Consider the following 12,409-nt stretch of genomic DNA (forward strand, 5'->3'; position numbering starts at 1 on the left):
AGGTGTTATGTAAGACCGGTAACATTTGTGATAGACGATTGCCATCATTCATCAGTTTTTTTGATAATAGCATTTCCAAAAGAAAAAACCTCCCATAATGGTATGTAAGGGAGGACTAAAAAATAAAAGCTTAAAATTATCATTACTTGCTTTCATAAAATAGATTTATATCAAATTCTTTTTTCATCACTTTAAACACTTCATGTCTTTTTTTCCACAAAAATGGTTTTGGCCACAAGTCCGGGCTTTTTGTTATCACCTCACACCTTAATTTATGATACTCTGTTTCCGCTTTTTCTTCTTTCTTCTTACAATGTAAGGCGCTGCCATACCCTGCTACTATAGCAACTAAAAAGAATATGTGCATTTCATCTCCGGTAAACTGTCCAAGTAAAATAGACAAATTGCTATCACCCGGATGGAGAATGATAAAATAAAAATAAGCCATAAATGAAAGGACCGATAAAAAGGTGAAAATCTGCCACCTTAAACACAAAGTCTTATATTTATCAAACTTTCTTTTTTTATCAATAAGACTTTGAAGCATTTCTCTAGTAGGTTCATCAGCAAAACCATCCAGTTGTTCGATTTGTTGATTCATCCCGCTCACCCTATCATACCAGTTACTTTATATATAAATATGATGTTGTCCAAATAGAAATGCCTCAAAGTTTACTTTTTCAGCGGGATCTTAAGGACCTGGTCCTCATAAACTTCGTTGCCATCCAAATTATTATATTCTCTTATTAATTCTTCACCATTACGATTATGATAATACTTCATCGAAATCTGATATAATGTTTCTTTTGGTCCTACGATATGTTCTACGATCCTATAATCCTCCTGATTAGTAGATACATCAGAGCTGTCTGTGCTTTGTTCTGTTTCTTTAGATGATTCGTTCTGGTTGTCCCCTCTATTCGTGTCATTTTCTTCTCCAGGTTCCATGTCTATATATAATTCCTCGTGTCCAGACAATTGCTCTCCATCACTGCTAACAACCTCTTTGTTTGCCGAAGAAATCATAAAAAAAAGTATAGTCCCGGGTAATAAAATAAAGACAGCTGCAAGAAGGCTGATTAATGGATATTTTACCTTTTTTTCTTTCTTTTTTTTCTTGTTCTTTTGATGTATTTCACTTCTTGACGGATAAGAACCAGTTTCAGCTTCCTTTTTGTTTGTCACCTTTTCCTTTAGCTGCTTAGATTGCTCCCTTCGTCGCTGTATTCTACTCATTAGGCTTGATTTCACCTCTTTTTAAAAATTGCATTCGGATTGTAATAGCAAATACTAAATCTATCATAAAATGGGAAAATACCGGAACAAACAGGTTCCCTGTATAACTATAAATGATGCCAAGTAAAAAGCTTATCGTTACGACTAATATAAAAAGAAGCCATTTTGATAAGTATCGTAAATGTAAAACAGCAAAAAGAAAACTTGCTACCCAAATGCCAAAATTCGTTTGAATGATTCCTCTAAATAATATCTCTTCAGAGAAAGAAATGAGTAACGTAAGGAAAATGATGTGAGGGATCGACCGATTTTTAAAAATCTTTTCATTAATCCCGCCATCATCAATCCAACTCTTTGGTGCTACTTTCATTATAAAAAAATCTAAGAAAATAACAACCAGAGCCAAGCCCCCGCCAATGACAAAAATTGATCGATCATTTAACGACCATAATTGCAGGAATTCTGCTGGTTGGTCAAATAAAAAAAAGACCAAAATACTGGAGATAATTAATAACAGTAGTTGTGTAAAGTATAACTGCTGCACAATTTGCTTATCAGTTAGAAGATGTATTAGTTCGGATTGTTTTTTAAACAAGAATATCACTCACTTTGATGAAAAATCTTTTTTAATTCTTCCTTCCATTCCAGCTCTATTTCACTATGGAAATTTTCCTTTCTATAAAATTGACGATAATCCAGTCCACATTGATCACAGCAATCTTGCACGCCCGAAACATTTGAATTTTCATCAAAATAAGAAACTATTCCTTTTCTCCTGCAACTGTTAGATTGGGTCCAATCAAGTATTGAGGATAACTTCTGATATTTAATCTGCAGTCTTTTCTCTATGTGATTCCTTACATAACGAAATGCTTCAGTCTCACTTCCTTCAACTGAGCCGAATTGACCTAGCAGATGAAGTACAAATCTAGCCTGTGTTTCCGTTAAACTACTTAATAAGACTTCCTCTCGCTCTTTTCCTAGAGAAATGGTCTTGATTGCCTGCTCTAATACCGTGAAGTCTGGAATCTCCGCTTCAATTAAGTTTCTTGGTATCTCTTGATCTCCTTGGCTAATCAGCAAAACCGCAACACTTGCCAAACCATCTCTACCCGCACGGCCGATTTCTTGCAAATAGGCCTCGATTTGAGAGGGAATATGGAAGTGAATGATATATCGAACATTCTGTTTATTAATCCCCATTCCAAAGGCTGTAGTACAGCAAATAATCTCAAGCTGATCTTGAATAAATTGATTTTGAGTAAGAATTCTTTGCTCTTGATCTAGGCCTGCATGATAATAGGCAACCTTTTGATGCCCTTTTTCTTTCAGAAACCTAGATATTTTTTCTGTCCATGTACGGCTTGAACAATAGACAATCCCGGGACCTTGAAAAAGGGAAACAAGCTCATTCACTCTTTTTAGTTTAGCCTCTACTGTTGAAAGTCTTTCCAGTGAAATGGAGATGTTTGGTCTGTCAACAGAAAGAATATGTTTCTCACAATCTTCCAGTTTAAGAGTATCCTTTATATCTTTTACTATTTCTTTCGTTGCAGTAGCTGTTAATGCAAGACATACTGGAGAATTTAAAGCTTTTCTAATTTCCCCCAGCTTCGAATAATCAGGGCGGAAGTCATGACCCCATTGCGAAATACAATGTGCTTCATCTACAACAAACAAATCGATAGTCAGCTGTTTGAGAAGGGATATGAGATAGTCTGATTGTAAGATTTCTGGGGAAACAAAAAGAAATTTATATTGATCGATCTTTCTCAAAATTTGTTTTCGTTCCTGGTAGCTAAGTAAACTATTTATCGCTGCTACACTCTTCTCCCCATTTTGTTTCATCTGCTGAACTTGATCCTGCATTAGTGATAATAATGGGGACACAATTAGCACAGTTCCATTCATAAAATATCCAGGAAGCTGGTAACATAAGGATTTACCTGTGCCTGTTGGAAGCATAGCGATGACATTTTTATTTGCTATCACATCCTCGATTATCTCTTTTTGCTTCGGTCGAAATGTAGAATAGCCAAAACGTTTATGTAGTACGGTCTCAAGCAAATGTGTTTCACCTCCAGGCTTTCGCTATTGCAAGGCGAATTTGAAAATAGCTGAACTTATTATCCAAACTGTCTCTTAATCGTTTTAATTGAAATGTGTTTAACTCTTTTGCTCTTTGAACAATTTCATCTATTTCACTCTCTGTCAAATAGCCTTGCAAAGAGAATTTATCATCATATAAAGCGATTTCGACTATATGGTCTTCAATTGTACTTTCCTTAAGCTTTCTCAATACAGCAGCGTCTTTTATAGAATATCCCTCTTTAAGCAGCCGTCTTGTTTCTTCGGTTGAAAACGTCAGACGATTCTGCCGCTTTATCTCGGGCAATAGTGACAGAAAAATTGGCTTTTTGCTGCCTATTGTCTTTTTTAGAAGAAAATGAATGACATTCCAAAAAAGTAATTGAGTATAAACAATATCCTTTCCAATTCTCTCTGCTATTTGATCGAATGTAAATCCTACACGGTCATTTGAGCTGATGTGCCATACAAATACTTGACATTCAATATTTGACAGTTGATCCAATGCAGCACTTAATTCGGAATATATGCCATTTGCCAGTTCAGTTATTTTCATTTTTTTCTGAGTCTTTAAATAAACTTTAACCCAAGCTAGCAATTGTTCATCTCTCGTAATAGGGATATAGTTCTTATTATTACTTAACAAATGTGAGAGCACTTGCGTGAGAATAGAAAATCTCCCCCAAAAAACCCTGCCTAAATCTCCATATAATTGGCCATTTAAATGGATAGGGATTGGATGAGTAATCAAAGCAGCTGTTAAAAAAGAATGTCCAGTTTCTGTAAGTTCGCTACAGTTTTCATTAACTTTTTCTATGAGATTCTTCTGTTCTAAACGATTTATACAATTATTCATCTCTTCCCTTGACAGCTTTGGAAAAATAGAAAATAAATGAGATAAATGGAATAGTTGGCGATCTTGAATCGTTTGGGAAGATTTTTTTCCTCTTAATAAATGAAAAACAGCTGATGGAGATCTTTCTCCCTCTAACTTTTTAATACTATATAATACAACTACATCAAGATAGTTTTTGGTCATTATACCACCCTGCAATTTTTGACAGCATTCGATTTATACATTCATTTTAACAGATTTGTGAGTATGGGTTTATTAGGAACACTTCATTGTTTGTTTTTCTTTAAATCTTCACCAAGACTTTTAGTACAATAAGGAATTACCATTTTAAAATTGGGTTTGTCGTAATTCAGCTTTGGCCCACCTGCCTTCGGAGACTCCATCATTCGTGTCAAATTGGTGAACAATTCCAGCAATTTTTACATATTATAAAATGAAATAGCAGGTCATTTTAGATTTAAACGATGATGCTGTGGGAAGTTTAATGAAGAGATGGTTTTGTGAGAAGTATTCTCAGCTGAGATAACTATTGAAAAGTTCCATAAACAGCTTTACAATAAGATTTGAGGGATAGGCTTCAAGGCTCTATTCAAGCTGAAGTAGCCTTTTGTTTAGGTTTGAAGAACGTTTCGGGAGGTAATGATCATGCCAAAATATACAATCGTAGACAAAGATACTTGTATTGCATGTGGTGCATGCGGGGCAGCAGCACCTGATATTTACGATTATGATGATGAAGGAATTGCATTTGTAACACTTGATGACAACCAAGGTATTGTCGAAGTTCCAGATATCCTTGAAGAAGATATGATGGATGCATTCGAAGGCTGTCCAACTGATTCCATTAAAATCGCAGATGAGCCGTTTGATGGCGATGCGCTTAAGCACGAATAGTTTTTGTGGAAGAACTCTCTGATCCTCAGAGGGTTTTTTTATTGTGAACGAATAGCGAAAGGAGCCCGTCTTATCAAGGACATGCACTTGGCGGGCAAGCATGAAGGTTATTCTTTAACTTTCCTTTCAGATTGGCCCTGAGACCTATGGGTCGATGATGACTTGAGCTGGACCAACAAGGAAAAATCGAAATAGAACAAGCTCATAGAAAAGCGTTTTTTTACTTTCTTCGAAGATTGGCTTGTGCCCTTTTTCTGATATTTGCACCGTTATGTGGATATTTGCATTCCGTTACTCGATATTTGCACCGTTATAAGGGCTATGCGCTGCAGATAAATAACGATAACTCCCTATAATACATTAACACATAAACCAACTTAAACTTCACCTATAAAAAAATTAAGGTTAACCTGTAAAAGGTCAACCTTCTCTGTTATGCACTCTGGTATTTTAATTGGTTGAATAACCATACTTTTAATTTCATGAATATAGCCACAAATACAAATGATACGATTATTCCTTTTATAAAATTAAACGGAAGTATTCCGGATACAATCAATTGTTTTGTTTCAGGTCCTGACAATGCAGGCGAGTTTAGGAAAATCGTGTAAGCAGGGAGAATCACATAGTAATTTAATATGCTCATAATGATTGCCATAATGACTGTACCAAAAATTAATCCGATAACGATACCTTTTGTATTATTTAATTTTCTAAACATGTAAGACACTGGTAAAATAAATAACGTCCCAGCAACAAAATTTGCCAGTTGACCAACAGGCATTCCAGTTGCACTACCCTGTATCAAATAGTGAAGGATGTTTTTAATAGCCTCAACGATAATTCCAGCAATCGGTCCGAACACAATTGCCGCTACTATGGCCGGAACCTCACTAAAATCAATTTGCAAAAATGGCGGAAACCCTGGAAAAGGAAAATCAAGCATCATTAATAAATAGGCTATACTGCTTAACATCCCCACTGCTAACTGTTTAGTCAGCTTACTCTTTTTCATTCTTCCTCTCTCCTTCTTGATCCATCTGCAAAAAGAGGAAAGGTTCTATTACCCTGCAACAAAAGAGGAAAAAAGCTTCTCTTTCATTAAAAAACCCTCTACTTTTTTATAGCAGAGGGAGAAATTTGCAGGTTAAATAAACGTTTAAATGATTAATTTTCAAACGCAGAACCTCCATCTTCTCCCATCCAGACTTTACTGTCGGCTCTGGAATCACACCAGATCCTGCCAAAAATTACAGGCTCGCGGGCTTAGAACAATAAGTGCATGCTCATCACCGCCGGTCGGGAATTTCACCCTGCCCCGAAGATAGATCGATATTTAGTTTAATTTCATGATAATTATAGCTGAAATTCTTTTTTTTGTATAGAAAAAGACATCGATCTGAAAGTTTTGCTATTATTATTGATATATACGTAAAAACTGCAATACTTTCATCCTTTACCGCTTTAAACAGCATTGACACAGTAATTTTAATGTGTTAAATTATCAAATATTTAAGTCCAATCTAGGGGGGAAATGGAATGTTCAGGATACTGGTTTCAGATAAAATGAGCGGTGATGGCTTAAAGCCTTTACTTGATGCAGAAAACGTAGAAATTGTTCAACAAAATGTGGCAGATGTAGAAGAGCAGCTACATACATTTGATGCTCTTTTAGTGCGAAGTGCAACAAAGGTTACTGAAGAACTGCTTTCAAAAATGAGTCAATTAAAGATTGTTGGCCGCGCAGGAGTTGGGGTCGATAATATTGACATCGAAGCGGCAACAAAACATGGTGTTGTCGTAATTAATGCTCCTAATGGTAACACCATTTCAACAGCAGAACACACTTTTGCGATGATGGCTTCATTAGTTCGTCATATTCCTCAAGCAAATATATCTGTTAAATCAAGAGAATGGAACCGTTCGGCATTTGTCGGTACAGAGCTTTACGGAAAATCTTTAGGTATTGTAGGCTTTGGCCGAATTGGCACAGAGATTGCTAATAGAGCCCGTGCCTTTGGCATGGACGTTTTAGTATTTGATCCCTTTCTAACAAAAGAACGTGCAATTAAAATGGGTGTTACTGTTTGTACTCTTGATGAACTATTACAAACTGCTGATATTATTACCGTTCATACCCCATTAACGAAAGAGACAAAAGGTATTTTAAACAAGGAAACAATTGCTAAAACGAAAAAAGGAATTTATTTATTGAATTGTGCGCGAGGCGGCATAATTGATGAAGAAGGACTCATTTATCATTTAGAAAATGGTCATATTGCAGGAGTTGCCCTTGATGTTTTTGAGGTTGAACCTCCTCAATCTTCTAAGCTTTTAGATTTTGAACAAGTCATTACAACTCCACATCTAGGTGCTTCAACAAAAGAGGCTCAGCTAAATGTAGCAGCACAAGTATCTGAAGAAGTTTTATTATTTTTAGATGGAAATCCAGTTACATCTTCTATCAACTTGCCAACCCTATCTAAAGAAGTTTATGAAAAAATCCAACCATTTCATCTTCTAGCAAAACAAATGGGGAATATTGTTTCCCAATGTATGAAAGAGCCGGTCCATGACATTTCAATAGACTTCGAAGGCAGTGTAACAGATCTTGAAACTTCTTATATTACGAAAAGCTTAATCACTGGTTTCTTACGTCCACGTGTAGATTCAACAGTCAATGAAGTCAACGCAGGAATTATTGCACAGGAGAGAGGAATTAGTTTCGGCGAGAAATATATCCCTAATAACTCAGGTTACGAAAACTGTATTACTGTAAAAGTAAGCGGAGACCATTCGGCTTTTGAAATTAAAGGCACCTATGTGCCACATTACGGCCAAAGAATTGTCGCCTTAAACGGCTTCGATATAGATTTTTACCCTGTAGGCCATCTTCTTTATATCCAGCACACTGATAAGCCTGGTGTAATTGGCAGAGTGGGTCAGATCCTTGGAGAGCATGGTCTTAACATTGCGACAATGCAAGTGGGTCGTAAGAACAAAGGCGGAGAGGCAATCATGATGTTATCATTTGATAAACAGCTCGAACAAGCCAGCTTAAATGAGTTAAAAAATATTCAAGACATTGTCTCAATCCATACGATTGAATTATAAAATATAATCTGAGTGATGAAGAACTGCCTTTAAATAATTTGGCAGTTCTTTTTTTATTCAGATAGGTCCATCAGCGGCCGTGCGGGTTGAACAAAAACTGCAATCAATCTATATTAACATTGGAAAGAAATTTGACAGCTATAAAAAAGGATTTAAATTAATTATCAGGTAAGGTTATGGTAAGGACATACAAGGAGCCTCCTAAAATTAAACAATCACAATTTTAGGAGGCTATAAAATGAAATTTCATTTAATTGATATAGATAAATGGAAAAGAAAACCTTATTTTGAACATTATCTAAACCAAGTTACTTGTACTTTTAGTATAACAGCCACTATCGATATTACAGCATGATTAAAGACAATCCGTGAATCAAGATGGATCCTGCTTTTATCTATACAGTTACAAAGACAGTCTATTCATATGCTTTTCGTTTTTACCTGGTTCACCCAAGGGGTACTTCTATTCTTTCCCCTTTTTCAAATGTCATTAGCGATGTATAACCAATTCGTTTTGCGAAAGCGACTGCTTGGTCATAATCTGCTCCTACATCATTTGGCTGATGAGCATCTGAGGAAAGGACAATTGGAATGTTTTTATCAAAACACATTTGCAATAGCCTTTCATCTGGGTACAGCTCTCCGACAGGCTTTCTAAGACCTGCGGTACTGATTTCAACAGCTGTTTTACTATTGGATAATGCAGTTGTTGCCCGATCATATTCGTTAAGTAAAAACTCTTCATCAGTTGGTACATATTTGAATATTTTCACAAGGTCCAAATGGCCGACTATATCAAATAAATTGGATTCAGCTAATGTGACTACTTGATCAAAATATTTTTTGTAAACATCATGTAAGTCTCTTTTTTCCCACTCTTGTATGTATTCTTTTAAATCAATACCAAAATCATCAACCCAATGGATGGATCCTATGACATAATCAAAATCATACTGGCTGATAAATGCTTCCATTTCCTTATGTTTACCAGGCGTGTAATCCATTTCAATCGACATTTTTACATCAATATCTTGATCCCATGCTTGGTGAAAGAGTGCTACATAATCAGCCATGTCATAAAACCTTCTTTCATCAACCCATGGATTACTCAATATGTTTTTTGTTTGATAGAAATGGTAAGCATGCTCTGAGATTCCAAAATGCTGAATCCCTTTTTTCTTTGCTTCATTAGTAAATAATTTCAAATAGTCTAAAGTAAGTGTACCTCTTTCAAGATGGTTATGATAATCAGTTAACATGTTTGTGTCCCTCCCAATTTTTGCTCCATTATACCCTTATAGAGAGCCGGACACAATGATTAATTAAAAGATTAAGAAAAATTTAATCTAAGTTATTTTATTAAATTGCTTATTGTTGAACCCTTAAAAAACGCATTAGTGAATTTCCAATTGCCCCTGACTCACCTCACACCTTTCACTCAAGCGATGTCTTAACTCTCAAAGTGATTGACATTGTTGGACTTAACACCTGGTATACCAAAAAATCTTATTGATAGACGGCCAGCTCCTGTCCAGGAAAAATTAATGTTGAAGTTAAATCATTCCAATCTTTTAATACAGCAACCTCTATCTTTTGTTCCTGTGAAATATTCCACAATGTATCTCCTTTTTCCACAATAATTGTTTTTACAGCCTTAGATACTTCTTTATTTGGTTCTTGTTCCTCAATAGTAGATAGATTTGAGTTGTCTTCTTCTTTGATTCTACTGCTTGAAGCAACGCCAGGGGACTCTATTTGCTCTGCAGCTACTAGTAAAAAAGGATTAATGGATTCACTTTTTTCGATATTCCATTTCCCTTGGTGAACTTCAAAGTGTAGATGAGTCCCGCGAGAAACCCCTGTGTTTCCTATGATCCCTAATTTTTCTCCTTTTGACACTTTCTTTCCTTTTTCAGCTAAACGCTTATTTAGATGCGCATAAACAGTCTCAAAGCCATCTGGATGCTTGACAAATACAACGTGACCATATGTCTTTGAATAATAAGATTTTGTAACAACACCTTCATTTACAGACAAAATGGCAGAGCCTGCTTCTGCTGCTATATCAATTCCTTTATGGTGTCCCTCACGGCTTCCATATGTATCTGTAATCGTTCCTTTTACTGGGACTTCCCAATTAGCAGGATATCCATTCTCCTGCCCTTTTGCCATGACTCCGCTAAATATGAAAGTCATACAAAAGATCAACAGGACCACAACCGCAAAATTTTTTATATGATTAATCATTGTTTTCCCCCTATTAATTAATTCATTTTTAAATAAACCTGAAGAAACAGACGGGATTATCCTATGTATGCTTGTCTACAAAAATACCAATTGTATTATTGTGCTAATATATCCATTTTATACATTGGTAAATAAAAAAAGAAAAACCCATAGGTAAGGGTTTCTCCAATTATTCCACTGGATTTGGTGAAAATGGAACTGGGACAGGTTTGGTTAAATCCATTTCACCTATTTGATTCGGCTGAATGTTTTCAAATTTCACTGCTTCAAAGCCAAATTCTTTTGCGGTTAATACAATTCCTTCAAGCATTAAAATATATGGTTCTGTATTTTCTAAAGTAGTTTGATCAGAAAAAGTTACGATGACTTCTTGACCATTTTCTTGAACACTTTGAATTGTTTCACTATCGACAATTGCTGGCTTTAACTTGTCATTGGTTTTCTTTTCCTTCATCGCAAGAATTGCTTCTTTCACATTTTCAAAAGTTTCGGTTGTTGGAGCAAGAAACTTGCTTTTATCAGGACTTTCTTGAAATACATAATATGCTTTTTTCATGCTCGGTTTGATTGGCAATTCGTTCTTTTGGCCACTTGCGCCTGAATCAATGCCTTCTTTGTCATTTAAATATAACGCAGCCTTTTCATAACCCTGCCATCTGAATGTTTCAGTAATAACGTTTTCTAATTCAGCTGTTTCTTTAGGGGAAAACTGTGATAAATTCTTGTTAAATTCTAGTCTTATTGTTCCACCTTGTTCTGATAGTTCTAAATTTACTAATTCATTTGGGGCAAATCCGAGTTTCTCCTCATCTATCTCTTGAAGAATTTCCTCTATTTGCTCTACAGGATCTTCTCCTTTTTCGCTTTTAAAGCTTACAGGTATATAAGTCTTGCCTTCTTTATCTGCAAAGGCGATTGTAACAAAGCTTTTTTCTTCTTCTGGCTGGACAACATATGAATCTTTTTCTTCTTGATTTGCAGGACCCTTGTTTCTGTTTACGGTTGGTTCTTCATTTACTTGATTTATTTCTTCTTTCCCTTTAGGAGCTTCTTTTGAACTGCCGCCATACATCACAGTATTTTCCATAGAGGAATCCTCTGTACCGCTTTGCGTAGGAAAGACTTTGTCAAATAAATAGGGTGAAATAAGAAATAGTATAAGAGCAGCAGCTATCATTGCAAAAGTCGGTGCAACCCAAATTTTTCGAGTCCTTTGTCGTGCCTGTTTCAATAACAGCTGTTGATAGATTTCTTTAGAAGTCCTTCTATCCTTTATAGAGGGCAATTGTTGCAATAAATGTTCAATCCGTTCTTCATTCCATTCGGATTTTTTCATCTTTAACTCCCTCCTTTTCTGTTGTAATTTCCTCCATTTTTTTCTTTAGCGATTTAACAGCACGATGCTGGGTTGTCTTCACTTTACTTTCTGTCCAATCCAAAGCTTGGGCAGCTTCAGAAATGGAAAGACCTTGAATATAGCGAAGAATAACCACACTTCTCTGATCAACCGTACAATAATCTAATGCCTGATAAATTAGCCTAATCTGCTCATTTTGAAGCGCTATCTCTTCCGGCAGTTGACCAGAATCCTTTATTTGATTTTTCTCCCAATCAAACTTATCCAGAATTCGCTGCTTCAATGTTTTTTGTTTACGAAAATAATCGATTGCTACATGCCTTGCAATCGATATTAACCATGTCTTCTCACTGCTTCTTCCTTCAAATTGTTGATGGGACTTCAAAACACGTATATATACTTCCTGGGTTAAATCTTCAGCTTGCTCACGATTCTTCACCATATAAAATAAAAATTGAAAAACATCATGGTGATAATGATCATATAGGTGCTGAAAGGTTTCATCCATCGGAAAACCCTCCGTTCACTAAAATTAGTCGACCAAACTTGCAAAAAGTTACATGACAAATATATTACAAAATAGCTTTACTTTAAGAAATTTCAATTTTCAGAGATAA

Annotated in this window: 13 protein-coding genes and 1 riboswitch; of the genes, 3 read left to right on the plus strand and 10 right to left on the minus strand. The window is 35.6% G+C overall.

Annotation, left to right across the window (positions count from 1 at the left end; all coding sequences use genetic code 11):
* Positions 1-142 precede the first annotated feature (142 nt).
* From IC621_RS00240 to IC621_RS00260, 5 genes are all read right to left on the minus strand, one after another.
* Positions 143-601: a DUF2663 family protein gene (locus IC621_RS00240; RefSeq protein WP_191154606.1), complete on the minus strand. Its 459-nt coding sequence runs from the start codon at positions 599-601 to the stop codon at positions 143-145.
* 71 nt (positions 602-672) lie between these two features.
* Positions 673-1,236, minus strand: coding sequence for a LysM peptidoglycan-binding domain-containing protein (locus IC621_RS00245; RefSeq protein ID WP_191154608.1), 564 nt, complete (start codon positions 1,234-1,236; stop codon positions 673-675).
* Entirely contained in the window at positions 1,229-1,831 is a 603-nt protein-coding gene (locus IC621_RS00250; protein ID WP_191154609.1) for a CPBP family intramembrane glutamic endopeptidase, read from the minus strand. Before IC621_RS00250 ends, IC621_RS00245 begins: the two co-directional genes overlap by 8 nt.
* A 5-nt stretch (positions 1,832-1,836) precedes the next feature.
* Positions 1,837-3,303 (minus strand): RecQ family ATP-dependent DNA helicase, encoded by a 1,467-nt coding sequence (locus IC621_RS00255; protein WP_191154611.1) that lies wholly within the window; start codon positions 3,301-3,303, stop codon positions 1,837-1,839.
* A gap of 7 nt (positions 3,304-3,310) precedes the next feature.
* Positions 3,311-4,363, minus strand: coding sequence for a helix-turn-helix domain-containing protein (locus IC621_RS00260; RefSeq protein WP_191154612.1), 1,053 nt, complete (start codon positions 4,361-4,363; stop codon positions 3,311-3,313).
* Between the two features lie 462 nt (positions 4,364-4,825).
* Here IC621_RS00260 and IC621_RS00265 point away from each other — a divergent pair, with 462 nt between their 5' ends.
* The gene (locus IC621_RS00265) at positions 4,826-5,074 is read left to right on the plus strand and encodes a ferredoxin (protein WP_191154613.1); all 249 of its coding nucleotides are present in this window, start codon (positions 4,826-4,828) and stop codon (positions 5,072-5,074) included.
* Between the two features lie 433 nt (positions 5,075-5,507).
* On the opposite strand, the gene IC621_RS00270 is transcribed toward IC621_RS00265, so the two are convergent.
* Positions 5,508-6,089: an ECF transporter S component gene (locus tag IC621_RS00270; RefSeq protein WP_191154614.1), complete on the minus strand. Its 582-nt coding sequence runs from the start codon at positions 6,087-6,089 to the stop codon at positions 5,508-5,510.
* A 172-nt stretch (positions 6,090-6,261) separates the two neighbouring features.
* Positions 6,262-6,404: riboswitch (FMN riboswitch) on the minus strand.
* A gap of 209 nt (positions 6,405-6,613) precedes the next feature.
* Between IC621_RS00270 and serA the strand changes: the two genes are divergently transcribed.
* Both serA and IC621_RS00280 read left to right on the plus strand, forming a co-directional pair.
* Positions 6,614-8,188, plus strand: coding sequence for a phosphoglycerate dehydrogenase (gene serA, locus IC621_RS00275; protein WP_191154615.1), 1,575 nt, complete (start codon positions 6,614-6,616; stop codon positions 8,186-8,188).
* Positions 8,189-8,426: 238 nt separating this feature from the next.
* Complete coding sequence (locus IC621_RS00280) at positions 8,427-8,543, plus strand: CatA-like O-acetyltransferase (protein ID WP_191154616.1); 117 nt, start codon at positions 8,427-8,429, stop codon at positions 8,541-8,543.
* A gap of 91 nt (positions 8,544-8,634) precedes the next feature.
* Here the strand turns inward: IC621_RS00280 and IC621_RS00285 are convergent, their stop codons facing one another.
* From IC621_RS00285 to sigX, 4 genes are all read right to left on the minus strand, one after another.
* Complete coding sequence (locus tag IC621_RS00285; RefSeq protein WP_191154617.1) at positions 8,635-9,447, minus strand: histidinol-phosphatase; 813 nt, start codon at positions 9,445-9,447, stop codon at positions 8,635-8,637.
* A gap of 247 nt (positions 9,448-9,694) precedes the next feature.
* The gene (locus tag IC621_RS00290) at positions 9,695-10,435 is read right to left on the minus strand and encodes a M23 family metallopeptidase (RefSeq protein WP_191154618.1); all 741 of its coding nucleotides are present in this window, start codon (positions 10,433-10,435) and stop codon (positions 9,695-9,697) included.
* Between the two features lie 169 nt (positions 10,436-10,604).
* Positions 10,605-11,771 carry a hypothetical protein gene (locus IC621_RS00295; RefSeq protein WP_191154619.1) on the minus strand — a complete coding sequence of 389 codons (1,167 nt, stop codon included), beginning with the start codon at positions 11,769-11,771 and terminating at the stop codon, positions 10,605-10,607.
* Positions 11,749-12,300, minus strand: coding sequence for an RNA polymerase sigma factor SigX (gene sigX / locus IC621_RS00300; RefSeq protein WP_191154620.1), 552 nt, complete (start codon positions 12,298-12,300; stop codon positions 11,749-11,751). Before sigX ends, IC621_RS00295 begins: the two co-directional genes overlap by 23 nt.
* Positions 12,301-12,409 lie beyond the last annotated feature (109 nt).

Source organism: Metabacillus arenae (assembly GCF_014773385.1).
Taxonomy (GTDB): Bacteria; Bacillota; Bacilli; order Bacillales; family Bacillaceae; genus Metabacillus_D; species Metabacillus_D arenae.